Annotated in this window: 15 protein-coding genes and 1 pseudogene; 8 read left to right on the forward strand and 8 right to left on the reverse strand. The window is 69.3% G+C overall.

What is annotated here, in order from left to right; genetic code table 11:
* Window positions 1-20: 20 nt before the first annotated feature.
* The 8 genes from ACGFXC_RS14035 to rpmH form a co-directional block, all read right to left on the reverse strand.
* Window positions 21-1,109 (reverse strand): ParB/RepB/Spo0J family partition protein, encoded by a 1,089-nt coding sequence (locus ACGFXC_RS14035; RefSeq protein WP_393712553.1) that lies wholly within the window; start codon window positions 1,107-1,109, stop codon window positions 21-23.
* A complete protein-coding gene (locus tag ACGFXC_RS14040) occupies window positions 1,106-2,233 on the reverse strand; it encodes a ParA family protein (protein ID WP_393712555.1) in 1,128 nt (375 codons plus the stop codon). The genes ACGFXC_RS14035 and ACGFXC_RS14040 overlap by 4 nt, the downstream gene beginning before the upstream one ends.
* Before the next feature lie 254 nt (window positions 2,234-2,487).
* On the reverse strand, window positions 2,488-3,204 hold the full coding sequence (rsmG, locus tag ACGFXC_RS14045; RefSeq protein ID WP_351822096.1) for a 16S rRNA (guanine(527)-N(7))-methyltransferase RsmG: 717 nt from the start codon (window positions 3,202-3,204) through the stop codon (window positions 2,488-2,490).
* A 127-nt stretch (window positions 3,205-3,331) separates the two neighbouring features.
* Window positions 3,332-3,844 carry a protein jag gene (locus ACGFXC_RS14050; RefSeq protein ID WP_393712557.1) on the reverse strand — a complete coding sequence of 171 codons (513 nt, stop codon included), beginning with the start codon at window positions 3,842-3,844 and terminating at the stop codon, window positions 3,332-3,334.
* 14 nt (window positions 3,845-3,858) lie between these two features.
* Window positions 3,859-4,968 carry a membrane protein insertase YidC gene (gene yidC, locus ACGFXC_RS14055; RefSeq protein ID WP_393712558.1) on the reverse strand — a complete coding sequence of 370 codons (1,110 nt, stop codon included), beginning with the start codon at window positions 4,966-4,968 and terminating at the stop codon, window positions 3,859-3,861.
* Window positions 4,969-4,971: 3 nt separating this feature from the next.
* Window positions 4,972-5,253, reverse strand: a complete 282-nt coding sequence (yidD, locus tag ACGFXC_RS14060; RefSeq protein WP_075970728.1) for a membrane protein insertion efficiency factor YidD — start codon at window positions 5,251-5,253, stop codon at window positions 4,972-4,974.
* Window positions 5,250-5,624: a ribonuclease P protein component gene (gene rnpA / locus ACGFXC_RS14065; RefSeq protein WP_266575660.1), complete on the reverse strand. Its 375-nt coding sequence runs from the start codon at window positions 5,622-5,624 to the stop codon at window positions 5,250-5,252. The genes yidD and rnpA overlap by 4 nt, the downstream gene beginning before the upstream one ends.
* Before the next feature lie 21 nt (window positions 5,625-5,645).
* A complete protein-coding gene (rpmH, locus tag ACGFXC_RS14070; protein ID WP_008741645.1) occupies window positions 5,646-5,783 on the reverse strand; it encodes a 50S ribosomal protein L34 in 138 nt (45 codons plus the stop codon).
* 360 nt (window positions 5,784-6,143) lie between these two features.
* Here rpmH and dnaA (ACGFXC_RS14075) point away from each other — a divergent pair.
* The 8 genes and pseudogenes from dnaA (ACGFXC_RS14075) to gyrA all read left to right on the forward strand — a co-directional run.
* A pseudogene (dnaA, locus tag ACGFXC_RS14075) lies at window positions 6,144-6,636 on the forward strand (chromosomal replication initiator protein DnaA); the annotation flags it as partial.
* Window positions 6,627-7,913: a chromosomal replication initiator protein DnaA gene (dnaA, locus tag ACGFXC_RS14080; protein ID WP_393713179.1), complete on the forward strand. Its 1,287-nt coding sequence runs from the start codon at window positions 6,627-6,629 to the stop codon at window positions 7,911-7,913. The pseudogene dnaA (ACGFXC_RS14075) and the gene dnaA (ACGFXC_RS14080), both read left to right, overlap by 10 nt.
* 865 nt (window positions 7,914-8,778) lie before the next feature.
* Window positions 8,779-9,909 (forward strand): DNA polymerase III subunit beta, encoded by a 1,131-nt coding sequence (gene dnaN, locus ACGFXC_RS14085; protein WP_393712561.1) that lies wholly within the window; start codon window positions 8,779-8,781, stop codon window positions 9,907-9,909.
* A 177-nt stretch (window positions 9,910-10,086) separates the two neighbouring features.
* Complete coding sequence (gnd, locus tag ACGFXC_RS14090) at window positions 10,087-10,962, forward strand: phosphogluconate dehydrogenase (NAD(+)-dependent, decarboxylating) (protein WP_393712563.1); 876 nt, start codon at window positions 10,087-10,089, stop codon at window positions 10,960-10,962.
* Window positions 10,963-11,049: 87 nt separating this feature from the next.
* Window positions 11,050-12,186, forward strand: coding sequence for a DNA replication/repair protein RecF (gene recF, locus ACGFXC_RS14095; RefSeq protein ID WP_393712564.1), 1,137 nt, complete (start codon window positions 11,050-11,052; stop codon window positions 12,184-12,186).
* Window positions 12,183-12,716 carry a DUF721 domain-containing protein gene (locus ACGFXC_RS14100; RefSeq protein ID WP_393712565.1) on the forward strand — a complete coding sequence of 178 codons (534 nt, stop codon included), beginning with the start codon at window positions 12,183-12,185 and terminating at the stop codon, window positions 12,714-12,716. Before recF ends, ACGFXC_RS14100 begins: the two co-directional genes overlap by 4 nt.
* A gap of 489 nt (window positions 12,717-13,205) precedes the next feature.
* Window positions 13,206-15,224, forward strand: a complete 2,019-nt coding sequence (gyrB, locus tag ACGFXC_RS14105; protein ID WP_393713181.1) for a DNA topoisomerase (ATP-hydrolyzing) subunit B — start codon at window positions 13,206-13,208, stop codon at window positions 15,222-15,224.
* 40 nt (window positions 15,225-15,264) lie between these two features.
* Complete coding sequence (gene gyrA / locus ACGFXC_RS14110; protein WP_393712566.1) at window positions 15,265-17,886, forward strand: DNA gyrase subunit A; 2,622 nt, start codon at window positions 15,265-15,267, stop codon at window positions 17,884-17,886.
* The last annotated feature ends 2 nt before the right edge of the window (window positions 17,887-17,888 follow it).

Raw genomic sequence — 17,888 nt, forward strand, 5'->3', positions numbered from 1 at the left:
GGGTGCGGTGAGGCTCGGAACTACTCCCCGGAATGACCCTGATCCAGCACCCGGCCCTCGCCCGGCGCCAGGGTTCCCAGGATCCGCTCCAGGTCCTCCATCGAGGCGAATTCGACGGTGATCTTGCCCTTCTTCTGACCCAGGTCCACCTTCACCCGGGTCTCGAAGCGGTCCGAGAGCCGCGTCGCCAGCTCACTGAGCGCCGGAGCCACCCGGGCGCCCGCACGGGGGCCCTTCGGCTTCACCGCGCTCGACGGCTCTGACCCCATCAGCGACACGATCTCCTCGACCGCACGCACCGACAGACCCTCGGCGACGATCCGGTGGGCGAGGCGGTCCTGGACATCGGAGTCCTCGACCGACAGCAGCGCCCGCGCGTGCCCCGCGGACAGCACACCCGCGGCCACCCGGCGCTGGACCGGAGGGGAAAGCCTCAGCAGTCGCAGGGTGTTCGTGACCTGCGGACGGGAACGGCCGATCCGGTCCGCCAGCTGGTCGTGGGTGCAGTGGAAGTCCTGGAGCAGCTGATCGTAAGCGGCCGCCTCCTCCAGGGGGTTCAGCTGCGCCCGGTGCAGGTTCTCCAGGAGTGCGTCCAGCAGCAGCTTCTCGTCGTCCGTGGCCCGGATGATCGCCGGGATGCGCTCCAGCCCCGCCTCACGGCAGGCCCGCCAGCGGCGCTCACCCATGATCAGCTCGTACCGGCCCGGGCTCGCCTGCCGGACGACCACCGGCTGGAGCAGACCCACCTCCTGGATGGAGGTCACCAGTTCCGCCAGCGCGTCCTCGTCGAAGACCTCGCGCGGCTGGCGCGGGTTCGGCGTGATCGTGTCCAGCGGGAGCTCCGCGAACGTCGCCCCCGCCACCGTGTCCGCCTCCGGGCCGGCCTGCTCCGGCACCGTCGGCACCACGTTCGCCACCGATGTTTCACGTGAAACATCGGCCTGCGCCAGCGCGGCGAGCTTCGCCGCGGCGATGCCCCGCTCCGACGTCAGGACCGGCACGGCCGACGGGCCCGCCGGCCCCGCGCCCGCGGCCGGCACCTTCTCCTGGGGAGCCTGGGGGATCAGCGCGCCGAGCCCCCGCCCGAGACCCCTACGTCGCTCACTCATTGGATCCCCTCCGCCATGCTCTTCGTGCTGTTCGCGCCCGAGCCCAGATGGGCGTGCTGGGCGTCGTAGTGGATGTCGGCCCCCCGCAGGGCCATCTCGCGGGCCGCCTCCAGGTAGGAGAGGGCGCCGCTGGAACCCGGGTCGTACGTCAGGACGGTCTGCCCGTAGCTCGGGGCCTCCGAGATGCGGACCGACCGCGGGATGCTCGTACGCAGCACCTCGTTGCCGAAGTGGGTGCGCACCTCGTCCGCCACCTGGGAGGCGAGCCGCGTCCTGCCGTCGTACATGGTCAGCAGGATCGTCGAGACGTGCAGGTTCGGATTCAGGTGGGCCCGCACGAGGTCGACGTTGCGCAGCAGCTGCCCCAGCCCTTCGAGCGCGTAGTACTCGCACTGGATCGGGATCAGCACTTCTGCGCCCGCGACCATGGCGTTGACGGTCAGCAGGCCGAGCGAGGGCGGGCAGTCGATCAGGATGTAGTCGAGCGGCTGCTCGTAGGCCTGGATCGCGCGCTGGAGACGGCTTTCGCGGGCCACCAGGGACACGAGCTCGATCTCGGCGCCCGCCAGGTCGATCGTGGCGGGGGCGCAGAACAGCCCCTCCACGTCGACCACGGGCTGGACGACCTCCAGCAGGGGCCTGCTGTCCACGAGCACGTCGTAGATGGAGGGCACGTCCGCGTGGTGGTCGATGCCGAGCGCCGTCGAGGCGTTGCCCTGCGGGTCGAGGTCGATCACGAGGACCCGTGCGCCGTGCAGGGCCAGTGAGGCCGCCAGGTTCACGGTCGTCGTGGTCTTCCCCACGCCGCCCTTCTGGTTGGCGACCACCATGATCCGGGTCTGAGCGGGCCGCGGCAGGGCGGCACCGGTCCGTCCCATGGTCGCGACCGCGAGCTGGGCGGCCCGGCCGACCGGAGTGTCCTCGTGCTCGTCGTTGTCGACGAGGGGCGGAGGCAGGGGGTCCCTCTCCGCGGTGGCTGGGGACGTTCCACGTGAAACATCCTCGCCCGGTGATTCTGAGCGGGGACCGGGGACCGGATCGGCCATCGGCCCCGCGAAGTTGGCGTCGGACCGCACGGTGTCACTCTCCTCGGCAGCGGGCTCGCGATGAACAGAGCCTGCCATGGGACCCGGGTCGCGAACCAGCGGGGCCCGTACTCCTGTGGATGAATCCACCGTTGTGGAAAACTCCGTACCCCCCGCGTCCTTGCGGTGACGGGGGGCGGCAGCGGCACGGCCGCGGCTGATGATTCCGTGCAGCAGAGAGCGATGTTTCACGTGAAACACGATGCCCGGACGGAGCACGGACGGAGTCTCCAGGCCGCTACGACACTCCGGAATCCCTACCTATAGGGCCCAATGCCCCGGAGCCGACAAGATCAACGACGTCGGCGGGTCCGCCCGACGCGGGCGGCCTTAGCCCGCTTGGCCGCGAACCTCACCCCACCGGGGCTTTCTCCGACCTCCACCCGGACCACCGTGGACAGCGGATCGACGACGCCCTCGCCCACCTGGAGCACCGAGGTCTTCACCACACCGAGCTTACTGAGTGCGACCTTCGCCGCCACCAGCTCCTCCTCCGCGGTGTCGCCCTTGAGCGCCAGCATTTCCCCGTACGGACGCAGCAGCGGGACGCCCCAGCCGGCGAGCCGGTCGAGCGGAGCGACGGCCCTGGCCGTCACCACGTGCACCGGCTGGACCTTGCCGAGCATCTCCTCGGCCCGTCCCCGCACCACCGTGACGTGGTCCAGCCCCAGCAGCTCCACGGCTTCCTGGAGGAAGTTCGTGCGGCGGAGCAGGGGCTCCAAAAGGGTGATCTTCAGGTCCCGCCGGACCAGTGCGAGCGGAATGCCGGGCAGACCCGCGCCGGAGCCCACGTCGCAGACGGTGACGCCCGCGGGCACCACCTCGGAGAGCACCGCGCAGTTCAGCAGGTGCCGCTCCCACAGCCGGGGAACCTCGCGCGGCCCGATCAGACCGCGCTTGACCCCCGCATCCGCCAGCAGCTCCGCATACCGCACAGCTTCCGGGAAAAATTCACCGAACACCGCGCGCGCCTCTTCAGGCGCCGGGGGAAGCTCAGCTGCCTCCGTCACGGGGACCGTCCTTCCGTACAGAACCGCTCACAGAACCGCTCACGCCAATACCGTGCCGTTCAACTGTCAGGCTTACAAACATCGGCCCCGCCTGCGACACAGACGGGGCCGACGCACAACGCTCCGGTCAGGCCGGAAGCACAACGACGAAGCGCTGCGGCTCCTCGCCCTCGGACTCGCTCTTCAGGCCGGCGGCCGCCACGGCGTCGTGGACGACCTTGCGCTCGAAGGGGGTCATGGGGGCCAGCTTCAGGGGCTCGCCCGAGGCCTTCACGTCCTCCGCGGCCTTGGCACCCAGGACCGCGAGCTCCTCGCGCTTCTTCGCCCGGAAACCGGCGATGTCGAGCATCAGCCGGCTGCGGTCCCCGGTCTCGCGGTGCACGGCCAGGCGGGTCAGCTCCTGGAGGGCCTCCAGGACCTCACCGTCACGGCCCACGAGCTTGTTCAGGTCCCGGCCGGCGGAGTCGCTCACGATCGACACCGCGGCACGGTCGGCCTCGACGTCCATGTCGATGTCGCCGTCGAGGTCGGCGATGTCCAGCAGACCCTCAAGGTAGTCGGCCGCGATCTCACCCTCCTGCTCGAGGCGGGTCAGGGTGTCGCCACTCTCAGCGGCGGCGGTGGTGGTGCCTTCCGTCACGGGAGGGACTCCTTCTACTTATTGGAGGGCTTGCTGGGGGGCGGCGTCTGACGCTTCGACTTCGACTGCCGCTTCGGCTGCTGGCGCTTCGTCGCGACACCGCCGCTCGCCGCGTCCGCGTCGGCGGTGGCCACGGAGCTCTTCACCACGGAGCCGTCCGACTGGGCGGCCATGCCCTGCTTCGTGAGCGCGGTGATGAACTTCCGCTCGTTGTCGTTGCGGTCCGGCCCCTTGGCCACGATCGCCGCGACGATCTTCTTCTTGCCCCGGCCCTTGACGTCGCCGTGGGTGGAGACGTGCTTCAGGAGGCGGGTCAGGTACTGGTCCTGCGCCTTGCTGCCCGGCGTCGGGTTCTGGCTGATCACGTACATCTGCTGGCCCATGGTCCACACGTTGGTGGTCAGCCAGTAGACGAGGACACCGACGGGGAAGTTGATGCCCATCACCGCGAAGATCAGCGGGAAGATGTACATCAGCATCTTCTGCTGCTGCATGAAGGGCGTCTTGACCGAGAGGTCGACGTTCTTCTGCATCAGCTGGCGCTGCGTGTAGAACTGCGACAGCGACATCATGATGATCATGACCGCGGTGACGATGCGTACATCGGTGATCGAAGCGCCGAGGGCCTCGACCTTGCTCGCGGGGTCCATGAACTTGGCCGCGAGCGGCGCGCCGAAGATGTGTGCCTGGCGGGCGCTCGCCAGCAGCGACTGGTCGATGACGCCGATCGTCTGGCCGTTGGCGATGGCCGAGAGCACGTGGTAGAGCGCGAAGAAGAACGGGGACTGCGCCAGGATGGGAAGGCACGAGGAGAGCGGGTTGGTACCCGTCTCCTTGTACAGCTTCATCATCTCTTCGGACTGACGCTGCTTGTCGTTCTTGTAGCGCTCCTGGATCGCCTTCATCTTCGGCTGGAGCGCCTGCATGCCACGCGTCGCCTTGATCTGCTTCACGAAGAGCGGGATCAGGCAGATACGGATCAGGACCACCAGGGACACGATGGACAGGCCCCAGGCCCACCCACTGTCCGCACCGAAGATCGCCCCGTACAGGCTGTGGAACTGGACGATGACCCACGACACGGGTGTGGTGATAAAGCTGAACAGACTGGCAATCGTGTCCACTAATCAGGCTCCTTGAGCATTGCGAGATCTACGCAACGCACTGCGCAGCTGCTCGTGCCAACGCGGGCGTTTCCGGGGTGGGACATGATCCACACCGCCCGGGGACCACGGATTGCACCGCAGGATCCGCCAGGCGGTCAGAACCGTCCCCTTCACCGCACCATGCCGGTCGATGGCCGTGTACCCGTAGTGCGAACACGACGGGTAGTAGCGGCACACCGGCCCGAGCAGCGGACTGATCGTCCACTGGTACAGCTTGATCAAAGCGAGCAGCGGGTACTTCATCGAGCCACGCCTCCCAGCAGCCGCGCCAAGGCGGCGTCCAGGTCACGGGCCAGCTCGTCCACGCCGGCATCGCCCGCTCCGGGCAGGGCCCGTACCACCACCAGGCTACCGGCGGGCAGCTGGGCCAGCCGGTCGCGCACGAGGTGCCGCAGACGGCGCTTGACCCGGTTCCGGACGACGGCGACGCCGACAGCCTTGCTGACGACGAAACCCGCACGCGGCGAGGGATCGATCTCCCCCGGCTCGTGCGGGTCCGTTGCACCGCTGGTACGTAGGTGGACGACGAGGAGGGGGCGTCCTGCCCGCCTGCCCCGCCGTACCGCGCTCGCGAAGTCCTCGCGCCGCCTCAGCCGATTCTCGGGAGACAGCACGACGTCACGATCCGCGCGTGATTACGCGGAAAGGGCGGCGCGGCCCTTGCCACGACGGTTCGCGAGGATCGCGCGACCGGCACGGGTACGCATCCGCAGGCGGAAGCCGTGGGTCTTGGCGCGACGGCGGTTGTTCGGCTGGAAGGTGCGCTTGCTCACTCGGGGGCTCCAGAGAATGAATCGTGTATGGCGTTACATCGCCTGGCTGTCACCGTGCGCCCACGAGGAACTCGCGTGTTCGCCCGAGTGGACACCGCTAAACGATCACGATCAGTGACCTTCGCCCATCGGTAGGCAGGCGGCAGCAGCCATCGATAATTCGACCTCGTTACGGTACGCGCGGCTACGCCATCCGGTCAAACCGAGGTCGCCCTGCCCCACACTGTGCACAGGCTGTGGACAACGACTTGAACCGTACCCACCGGCCTGACTACCGTTGTGTGATCCCGGATTTTTTGTCCCGACCGTCCCAAAGAACCACACATTCGTGGGACCGGGACCTGTGAGAGAGCGTGCTCTGTGGCTGACGTACCTGCCGATCTTGCCGCAGTGTGGCCACGCGTGCTCGAGAAGCTGCTCGGGGAGGGTCAGCAGGGGATCGAGCCCAAGGACAAGCAGTGGGTGGAGCGCTGCCAGCCGCTGGCCCTCGTGGCCGACACCGCTCTGCTCGCCGTGCCCAACGAATGGGGCAAGCGGGTCCTCGAGGGGCGCCTGGCCCCGCTCATCAGCGATGCCCTCAGCCGTGAGTGCGGCCGGCCGATCCGGATCGCGATCACCGTGGACGACTCCGCGGGCGAGCCCGCGCCGCAGTCCCCCTCCGCCTCCGGGCAGCGCGAGGGGTACGAGCCGTACGGCGGTCAGCGGGGCGGCGGCCACACCGGCCCCGGGGACGACCAGCTGCCCACGGCCCGCCCCGCCTACCCCGAGTACCAGCAGCAGCGGCCGGAGCCCGGCTCCTGGCCGCGCGGGGGACAGGACGACTACGGCTGGCAGCAGCCGCGCCTGGGCGGCTTCCCCGAGCGCGACCCCTACGCCTCTCCGCAGCCCGGATACCTCCAGCAGCCGGAGCCCGGCGGCTACGAGCAGAACTCCTACGACCAGGGCTCGTACGAACAGCAGAAATACGAGCAGCAGAAGTACGAGCAGCAGTCCTACGACCAGCAGCAGTACGAGCAGCCGGCCCCGCGCCAGGCCCCCGGCCGGCCCGCGCCGCCGCCGGCCCCGTCCGGCGGTTCGACCTCGGGCCCGTTGGAGCCGACGGCCCGGCTGAATCCCAAGTACCTCTTCGACACCTTCGTCATCGGCGCCTCCAACCGGTTCGCGCACGCGGCCGCGGTGGCCGTCGCCGAGGCGCCGGCGAAGGCGTACAACCCGCTCTTCATCTACGGGGAGTCGGGCCTCGGCAAGACGCACCTGCTGCACGCCATCGGGCACTACGCGCGCAGCCTCTATCCCGGCACCCGGGTGCGGTACGTGAGCTCGGAGGAGTTCACCAACGAGTTCATCAACTCCATCCGCGACGGCAAGGGCGACGCGTTCCGCAAGCGCTACCGCGAGATGGACATCCTGCTCGTCGACGACATCCAGTTCCTCGCGAGCAAGGAGTCGACGCAGGAGGAGTTCTTCCACACCTTCAACACGCTCCACAACGCCAACAAGCAGATCGTGCTGTCCTCCGACCGGCCGCCCAAGCAGCTCGTCACCCTGGAGGACAGGCTCCGCAACCGCTTCGAGTGGGGCCTGATCACCGACGTCCAGCCGCCCGAGCTGGAGACCCGGATCGCGATCCTGCGCAAGAAGGCCGTGCAGGAGCAGCTCAACGCCCCGCCGGAGGTACTGGAGTTCATCGCCTCCCGCATCTCGCGCAACATCCGCGAGCTGGAGGGCGCGCTGATCCGGGTGACGGCCTTCGCGAGCCTGAACCGGCAGCCGGTCGACCTGGGCCTGGCCGAGGACGTCCTCAAGAACCTGATCCCGGGCGGCGAGGACAGCGCGCCCGAGATCACCGCCTCCGACATCATGGCGGCCACCGCCGACTACTTCGGGCTCACCGTGGACGACCTGTGCGGCTCCTCGCGCAGCCGGGTGCTGGTGACCGCCCGGCAGATCGCCATGTACCTGTGCCGGGAACTGACGGACCTGTCACTGCCCAAGATCGGGGCCCAGTTCGGCGGCCGCGACCACACGACCGTCATGCACGCCGACCGCAAGATCCGCGCGCTGATGGCCGAACGCCGCTCGATCTACAACCAGGTCACGGAGCTCACCAACCGCATCAAGAACGGCTGACGCGGGCCCCCGGCGGTGGCGTCAGGGGGGCTTCACACCTCACGACGGGGCGCTTCCGGATCGAACCGGGGGCGCCCTTCTTCGTCCGTGCGCCCCTGGTCTGTTCGAATACGCCCCCGCGGAAGGCAGTCATCCACAGATTCGCCGACTTTCTTCCGTCCACAGCCTGAGGACAGTTTCCACTACCCACAATCTGTCCACAGGAGCGCAGGTTGAGGGACCATCAGGGCAGGTCAACAGCCTGTGTACTTGTGCGCAAGGTTCATCCACAGGCTGTGGACAGAAAAATCATCCACAGGGTCATCCACGTCTCTGTCCACCGGAGACCCACAGGTTCCCGTGTCCTGTGCACAGGACGGGAGCGGTTCTCCACACCCTTGTCCACTGTTCGGCAACGAGCCACCCCCGGTCACCGTCGCGAGTGAAAGCGGTCACACGGATGTCGACGTTTGCCGTGTGGATGACTGGGGAAAAGCTGGGGACACACCTGTGGAGTACCGGGGGTCTCCTGGGGACGGCCTGTGCAGAACTTTTCGTTCTCCACAGAGACACCGTGTTGTCCACCGGTGCCACCCACAGGGTGTGGGGATAAAAAACAGGGGCTGACCTGGGAAAACGGGCTTATCCACCGTTTCCACAGGCCCTACTACTACCCCCATAGAGAGTTAGGCCGGATTCGGTTTTCAAGCAGGTCCTGTGCACAACTCGTCGAGCGGCCGCCCCGACACCTCGCTCCCGACTTGACCGCCAGCCGCGACGACTGTCGGCGCCGTACGTCAGACTGGTCCCCGGCATCGGTCGAGGCATCGACGAGCCGACGACGAAGGCCGGCAGACGAGCGAGCAACAGCAGGAGGCGGTTTCCGGTGAAGATCCGGGTGGAACGCGACGTACTCGCGGAGGCGGTGGCCTGGGCTGCACGCAGCCTCCCGGCCCGGCCGCCGGTGCCCGTGCTCGCGGGCCTGCTGCTGAAGGCCGAGGAGGGCACCCTGTCCCTCTCCGGCTTCGACTACGAGGTCTCGGCCCGCGTCTCCGTCGAGGCCGACGTCGAGGAGGACGGCACCGTCCTGGTCTCCGGCCGGCTGCTGGCCGACATCTGCCGCGCCCTGCCCAACCGCCCGGTGGAGATTTCCACAGACGGTGTACGGGCGACCGTGGTCTGCGGCTCCTCCCGGTTCACCCTCCACACCCTGCCGGTGGAGGAGTACCCGGCGCTGCCCGAGATGCCGACCGCGACCGGCACCGTGCCCGGCGAGGTCTTCGCCTCGGCCGCCGCCCAGGTCGCCATCGCCGCCGGACGCGACGACACGCTGCCCGTGCTGACCGGTGTCCGCATCGAGATCGAGGGCGACCGCGTCACCCTGGCCTCCACCGACCGCTACCGCTTCGCGGTCCGCGAGTTCCTGTGGAAGCCGGAGAACCCGGACGCCTCCGCCGTGGCCCTGGTGCCCGCCAAGACCCTGCTGGACACCGCCAAGTCCCTCACCAGCGGTGACACCGTCACCCTGGCGCTCTCCGGCTCCGGCCAGGGCGAGGGCCTGATCGGCTTCGAGGGCGCGGGCCGCCGCACCACCACCCGGCTGCTCGAGGGCGACCTGCCGAAGTACCGCACGCTCTTCCCGACCGAGTTCAACTCCGTCGCGGTGATCGAGACCGCCCCGTTCGTCGAGGCCGTCAAGCGCGTGGCCCTGGTCGCCGAGCGCAACACGCCGGTCCGCCTCAGCTTCGAGCAGGGCGTCCTGATCCTGGAAGCCGGGTCCAGCGACGATGCACAGGCTGTGGAACGCGTCGACGCGAACCTGGAGGGCGACGACATCTCGATCGCCTTCAACCCGACCTTCCTGCTCGACGGCCTGAGCGCGATCGACTCGCCCGCGGCCCAGCTCAGCTTCACCACCTCCACCAAGCCCGCGCTGCTCAGCGGCCGTCCGGCCGTCGACGCCGAGGCCGACGAGGCGTACAAGTACCTGATCATGCCGGTGCGCCTCTCCGGCTGACGCCCCGCGCACACCGACGCCGGGCCCGGTCTCGCAGCCTGCGGGGGCCGGGCCCGCCGTCGTGCGGAGCGGGCCCCGCCGCGCGGCCCGGCGTAGGCTCGGATCCGGTGGGCACCCCGGACCCCGGGGAAGCCCCCGAACAGGCAAAGACGGCCCCAACGCGTAAGGAAGCACCTGATGGAGCTCGGTCTCGTCGGTCTCGGCAAGATGGGCGGCAACATGCGCGAGCGCATCCGCCGCGCAGGCCACACCGTCATCGGATTCGACCGCAACCCGGACCTCGCCGATGTCCACAGCCTGCGGGAGCTTGTGGACAGCCTGCAGTCCCCCCGCGTGGTGTGGGTGATGGTCCCGGCGGGCGCCGCCACCCAGTCCACCGTCGACGAGCTGGCGGAACTGCTCTCCCCCGGCGACATCGTCGTCGACGGCGGCAACTCCCGCTGGACCGACGACGAGAAGCACGCCGAGGAGCTGAAGGCCAAGGGCATCGGCTTCGTCGACTGCGGCGTCTCCGGCGGTGTCTGGGGCCTGGAGAACGGCTACGCGCTGATGTACGGCGGCGACGAGAAGCACGTCGCCGCGGTCCAGCCCGTCTTCGACGCCCTCAAGCCCGAGGGTGACTTCGGCGCCGTACACGCCGGCAAGGTCGGCGCGGGCCACTTCGCGAAGATGGTCCACAACGGCATCGAGTACGCCATGATGCAGGCCTACGCCGAGGGCTGGGAGCTGCTGGAGAAGGTGGACTCGGTCACCGACGTCCGCGAGGTGTTCCGGTCCTGGCAGGAGGGCACGGTCATCCGTTCCTGGCTGCTCGACCTGGCCGTGAACGCGCTGGACGAGGACGAGCACCTGGAGCAGCTCAAGGGCTTCGCGCAGGACTCGGGCGAGGGCCGCTGGACGGTCGAGGCCGCGATCGACAACGCGGTGCCGCTGCCGGCGATCACCGCCTCGCTGTTCGCCCGCTTCGCCTCGCGCCAGGACGACTCGCCGCAGATGAAGATGATCGCCGCGCTGCGCAACCAGTTCGGCGGGCACGCGGTCGAGAAGAAGTAGCCGGGCCGCACACCGCGGCCAAGCACCACACGGCACCACACAGCACCACGAGCACAGCAGCAGGAAGCCGGGGGAGGTCGGCGCCGAATGCACGTTTCGCATCTCTCACTGGCCGACTTCCGCTCGTACGCCCGGGCCGAGGTTCCCCTCGCCCCGGGCGTCACGGCGTTCGTGGGGCCCAACGGGCAGGGCAAGACGAACCTCGTCGAGGCCATCGGCTACCTGGCCACCCTCGGCAGCCACCGCGTCTCCTCGGACGCCCCCCTCGTCCGGATGGGCGCCGACCGGGCCGTCGTCCGCGCCGCCGTCACCCAGGGCGAACGCCAGCAGCTGGTGGAGCTGGAACTGAACCCCGGCCGCGCCAACCGCGCCCGGATCAACCGGTCCTCCCAGGTCAGACCCCGTGACGTGCTGGGGATCGTACGGACCGTGCTGTTCGCCCCCGAGGACCTGGCGCTGGTCAAGGGCGACCCGGGCGAGCGGCGCCGCTTCCTCGACGAGCTCGTCACCGCCCGCTCCCCGCGCATGGCGGCCGTCCGCTCCGACTACGAGCGCGTCCTCAAACAGCGCAACACCCTGCTGAAGTCCACCGCGATGGCCCGCCGCCACGGCGGCCGCTCCATGGACCTGTCCACCCTCGACGTGTGGGACCAGCACCTGGCCCGCGCCGGGGCGGAGCTCCTCGCGCACCGCCTCGACCTGCTCACGACGCTGCTGCCGCTGGCCGACAAGGCCTACGAGCAGCTCGCGCCCGGCGGCGGCCCGCTCGGGCTCGGCTACAAGTCCTCGGCCGGCGAGCCGGTCGACAGCGGCGCGGCCCGCACCCGCGAAGCCCTGTACGAGGTCCTGCTGGCGGCCCTGTCCGAGGTGCGCAAGCAGGAGATCGAGCGCGGCGTCACCCTGGTGGGCCCGCACCGCGACGACGTCCTGCTGCGCCTGGGCGACCTGCCCGCGAAGGGGTACGCCAGCCACGGCGAGTCCTGGTCGTACGCGCTCGCCCTGCGGCTGGCCTCGTACGAACTGCTGCGCTCCGAGGGGGCCGAGCCGGTGCTGATCCTGGACGACGTCTTCGCGGAGCTGGACGCGCGCCGCCGCGAGCGCCTGGCGGAACTGGTCGCTCCGGGCGAGCAGGTACTGGTGACGGCAGCGGTGGACGACGACGTTCCGGGGGTGCTGACGGGCACCCGGTTCGCGGTGTCCGGCGGCGAGGTGACCCGGCTGTGAGCGCGGGCGAGGGCGGTCAGGAGCAGCGCAGGGCCCCGGAGCCCTCCGGGGTCGACCTCGCGCGCCAGGCGCTGGCCGCCGCCCGTGAGCAGGCCCGGGCCCGTGGCAACGCGGCGACCGGGCGGGGGCGCCGGCAGCAGCCGGGGCTGCGCTCCGGCGCGCGGGCGGACGGCCGCGACCCGATGCCGCTCATGGCGGCCCTGGACCGGCTGCGCACCGAGCGCGGCTGGGAGATGCCGATCGCGGTGGCCGGGGTGATGGAGCGCTGGGCGGAGATCGTCGGCCCCGAGATCGCGGCGCACTGCGAGCCGGAGCGCTACGAGGACCGCGAGCTCCTCGTGCGGTGCGATTCCTCGGCCTGGGCCGCGCAGCTGAAGCTGCTGGCCCCGCAGCTGGTCGCGCGGCTCAACGCGGACCTGGGGCAGGGCACGGTCCGGCTGATCAAGGTGCAGGGTCCCGGTGGCCGGCCGAAGCGCCACGGTCCCTGGCGCAGCCCCGGCAGCACGGGCCCGGGCGACACCTACGGCTGAGCCGGCCCGCCGCACCCCGTCGAAGCCGCACCGCACCGCACCCCGCCCGCGCCCGCCGTTCCGCGCCCGGCCCGGCGCCCGCTCGTACCCGTACCCGTACCCGTGCCGATGCGGCCGGAGCGCCCGGTTCCGCGCAGCCGTGCCCGGCTCCGGCGGGCGCCCGCGGGCACCGCCGCACGCCTTCCCCGCCCGGCCCGTCGCCCCCGTTCCCGGTGGTGTCCCTCACGGTAGCCGCGGGTTGACAGGCCGAAGCGCTGGATGCCCGCGTGAGCCTCTTTGAGCCCCTCCCCGGATATGGGGAGTCGGAGAGAGGAGGTTCAGGGCGGCACATGCGTACTCAGGTACCGGCAAACCCCCATTCATGTCCGTGGTACCGGTAGACTGGAGACAATCCCGCCCGGTTCGCGGGGTGACAGCGACAAACGCAGACAACGCAGATCGACGCGGCCGCTCCGCCGGTGTACATGCTGGTCCGGAGTACGGGCTGCGCTGTGCCAGAGAGGGCGCTTCGTGGCCGATTCCGGCGACTCCAACGAGAAGAATTACGACGCCAGTGCGATCCAGGTCCTCGAGGGCCTGGACGCGGTCCGCAAGCGGCCGGGTATGTACATCGGATCCACCGGCGAGCGTGGCCTGCACCACCTCGTCTACGAGGTCGTGGACAACTCGGTCGACGAGGCGCTGGCCGGGCACGCGGACACGATCGACGTGACGATCCTGGCCGACGGCGGCGTGCGCGTGATCGACAACGGCCGTGGCATCCCGGTCGGCATCGTGCCGTCCGAGGGGAAGCCGGCCGTCGAGGTCGTCCTGACGGTCCTGCACGCGGGCGGCAAGTTCGGCGGCGGCGGCTACGCCGTCTCCGGCGGTCTGCACGGCGTCGGCGTCTCCGTCGTGAACGCCCTGTCGACCAAGGTCGCGGTCGAGGTCAAGACGGACGGCCACCGCTGGACCCAGGACTACAAGCTGGGCGTGCCGACGGCCCCGCTGGCCAAGAACGAGGAGACGGCCGAGACCGGCACCTCGGTCACCTTCTGGGCCGACGGCGACATCTTCGAGACGACCGAGTACTCCTTCGAGACGCTCTCGCGCCGCTTCCAGGAGATGGCCTTCCTCAACAAGGGCCTGACCCTGTCGCTGACGGACGAGCGCGAGTCGGCGAAGGCGACGGTGGGCGCGGACTCCGCCGAGGAGGCCGACGACGACCTGGCGCGCACGGTGAAGTACTACTACGAGGGCGGCATCGTCGACTTCGTGAAGTACCTCAACTCGCGCAAGGGCGAGCTGATCCACCCGACCGTCATCGACGTCGAGGCCGAGGACAAGGAGCGCATGCTCTCGGTCGAGATCGCGATGCAGTGGAACTCGCAGTACACGGAGGGGGTCTACTCCTTCGCGAACACGATCCACACGCACGAGGGTGGCACCCACGAAGAGGGCTTCCGCGCGGCGCTGACCGGCCTGGTCAACCGCTACGCGCGCGAGAAGAAGTTCCTGCGCGAGAAGGACGACAACCTCGCGGGCGAGGACATCCGCGAGGGTCTGACCGCGATCATCTCGGTGAAGCTGGGCGAGCCGCAGTTCGAGGGCCAGACGAAGACCAAGCTGGGCAACACGGAGGCCAAGACCTTCGTGCAGAAGGTCGTCCACGAGCACCTCAACGACTGGTTCGACCGCAACCCGGTCGAGGCCGCGGACATCATCCGCAAGTCGATCCAGGCGGCCACCGCCCGCGTCGCGGCCCGCAAGGCCCGCGACCTGACCCGCCGCAAGGGCCTCCTGGAGAGCGCCTCGCTGCCGGGCAAGCTGTCCGACTGCCAGTCGAACGACCCGACGAAGTGCGAGATCTTCATCGTCGAGGGCGACTCCGCCGGCGGCAGCGCGAAGTCCGGCCGCAACCCGATGTACCAGGCCATCCTGCCGATCCGCGGCAAGATCCTGAACGTCGAGAAGGCGCGCATCGACAAGATCCTCCAGAACACCGAGGTCCAGGCGCTGATCAGCGCCTTCGGCACGGGCGTGCACGAGGACTTCGACATCGAGAAGCTCCGCTATCACAAGATCATCCTGATGGCGGACGCCGACGTCGACGGCCAGCACATCAACACCCTGCTGCTGACCTTCCTGTTCCGCTTCATGCGGCCGCTGGTCGAGGCCGGGCACGTGTACCTGTCCCGCCCGCCCCTCTACAAGATCAAGTGGGGCCGCGACGACTTCGAGTACGCGTACTCCGACCGCGAGCGCGACGCCCTGGTCGAACTGGGCAAGCAGAACGGCAAGCGGATCAAGGAAGACTCGATCCAGCGCTTCAAGGGTCTGGGCGAGATGAACGCCGAGGAGCTGCGCGTCACCACCATGGACGTGGACCACCGCGTGCTCGGCCAGGTCACCCTGGACGACGCCGCGCAGGCCGACGACCTGTTCTCGGTGCTGATGGGTGAGGACGTCGAAGCCCGGCGCTCCTTCATCCAGCGCAACGCCAAGGACGTTCGCTTCCTCGACATCTGAGTCGGCTCAGCTGACCGCCTGAAAGGACCTCTGACCAGCAATGGCCGACGAAACCACCCCCACCGCGGAGAACGCCGAGAACGCCGCGGAGGAGCAGCCCGTGATGCGGATCGAGCCCGTCGGGCTCGAGACGGAGATGCAGCGCTCCTACCTCGACTACGCGATGTCCGTCATCGTCTCCCGCGCCCTGCCCGACGTACGGGACGGCCTCAAGCCGGTCCACCGCCGCGTGCTGTACGCGATGTACGACGGCGGCTACCGGCCCGAGAAGGGCTTCTACAAGTGCGCCCGCGTCGTCGGCGACGTCATGGGCACCTACCACCCGCACGGTGACAGCTCCATCTACGACGCGCTCGTGCGACTGGCCCAGCCGTGGTCCATGCGCATGCCGCTGGTGGACAGCAACGGCAACTTCGGCTCCCCGGGCAACGACCCGGCCGCCGCGATGCGCTACACCGAGTGCAAGCTCATGCCGCTGGCCATGGAGATGCTCCGGGACATCGACGAGGAGACCGTCGACTTCACGGACAACTACGACGGCCGCAACCAGGAGCCCACCGTCCTGCCGGCGCGGTTCCCGAACCTGCTGGTCAACGGCAGTGCCGGCATCGCGGTCGGCATGGCCACCAACATCCCGCCGCACAACCTCCGCGAGGTCGCGGCGGGCGCGCAGTGGGCGCTGGAACACCCGGAGGCCTCGCACGAGGAGCTCCTGGACGCCCTCCTGGAGCGCATCAAGGGCCCCGACTTCCCCTCGGGCGCCCTGGTCGTGGGCCGCAAGGGCATCGAGGAGGCGTACCGGACCGGCCGCGGCTCCATCACGATGCGCGCGGTGGTGGAGGTCGAGGAGATCCAGAACCGCCAGTGCCTGGTGGTCACGGAGCTCCCGTACCAGACCAACCCCGACAACCTCGCGCAGAAGATCGCCGACCTGGTGAAGGACGGCAAGATCGGCGGCATCGCCGACGTCCGCGACGAGACCTCGTCCCGGACCGGTCAGCGCCTGGTGATCGTGCTCAAGCGCGACGCCGTCGCCAAGGTCGTGCTGAACAACCTCTACAAGCACACCGACCTCCAGACGAACTTCGGCGCGAACATGCTGGCGCTGGTGGACGGGGTGCCGCGCACCCTGTCGATCGACGCGTTCATCCGGCACTGGGTGCAGCACCAGATCGAGGTCATCGTCCGGCGCACGAAGTTCCGCCTGCGCAAGGCGGAGGAGCGCGCCCACATCCTGCGCGGTCTGCTCAAGGCGCTGGACGCGATCGACGAGGTCATCGCCCTCATCCGGCGCAGCAACACGGTCGAGATCGCGCGCGAGGGCCTGATGGGCCTGCTGGAGATCGACGAGATCCAGGCGAACGCGATCCTGGAGATGCAGCTGCGCCGCCTGGCGGCCCTGGAGCGGCAGAAGATCGTCGCCGAGCACGACGAGCTCCAGGCCAAGATCAACGAGTACAACTCGATCCTGGCCTCGCCGGAGAAGCAGCGCTCCATCGTCAGTGAGGAACTGGCCGCGATCGTCGAGAAGTTCGGCGACGACCGGCGCTCCAAGCTGGTGCCCTTCGACGGCGACATGTCCATGGAGGACCTGATCGCCGAAGAGGACATCGTCGTCACCATCACGCACGGCGGCTACGTCAAGCGCACCAAGACCGAGGACTACCGCTCGCAGAAGCGCGGCGGCAAGGGCGTGCGCGGCACGAAGCTGAAGCAGGACGACCTGGTCGACCACTTCTTCGTCTCCACCACCCACCACTGGCTGCTGTTCTTCACGAACAAGGGCCGCGTCTACCGGTCCAAGGCGTACGAGCTCCCGGACGCCGGCCGCGACGCGCGCGGCCAGCACGTGGCGAACCTGCTGGCCTTCCAGCCGGACGAGAAGATCGCCCAGATCCTCGCGATCCGCGACTACGAGGCGGCGCCCTACCTGATCCTGGCCACCAAGGGCGGCCTGGTGAAGAAGACGGCGCTCAAGGACTACGACTCGCCCCGTTCGGGTGGCGTCATCGCGATCAACCTCCGGGAGACCGAGAGCGGCAGCGACGACGAGCTGATCGGCGCGGAGCTGGTGTCCGCGGACGACGACCTGCTGCTCATCAGCAAGAAGGCGCAGTCGATCCGCTTCACCGCGACCGACGACGCGCTGCGCCCGATGGGCCGTGCCACCTCGGGTGTGAAGGGCATGAGTTTCAGGGAAGGGGACGAGCTGCTCTCGATGAGCGTCGTCCGGCCCGGTACCTTCGTCTTCACCGCGACCGACGGCGGCTACGCCAAGCGGACGGCAGTGGACGAGTACCGCGTCCAGGGCCGTGGTGGTCTGGGCATCAAGGCCGCCAAGATCGTCGAAGACCGCGGGTCGCTCGTCGGCGCGCTGGTGGTCGACGAAACGGACGAGATTCTCGCCATCACGCTCGGCGGTGGTGTGATCCGTACGCGCGTCAACGAAGTCAGGGAGACGGGCCGTGACACCATGGGCGTCCAGCTGATCAACCTGGGCAAGCGCGATGCCGTGGTCGGCATCGCTCGTAACGCCGAGGCCGGTCAGGAAGCTGACGAGGTCGACGAGATCGAGACAGAGATCGAGGCCGGGGCAGCCGACGGACAGGCCGCCGAGGCCGCCGGGGGCATCGAGCCTCCGGCTGGGGAGCACGAGGAGTAAGC

Origin of the sequence: Streptomyces sp. NPDC048507 (assembly GCF_043199995.1) — a bacterium.
Classification (GTDB): Bacteria; Actinomycetota; Actinomycetes; order Streptomycetales; family Streptomycetaceae; genus Streptomyces.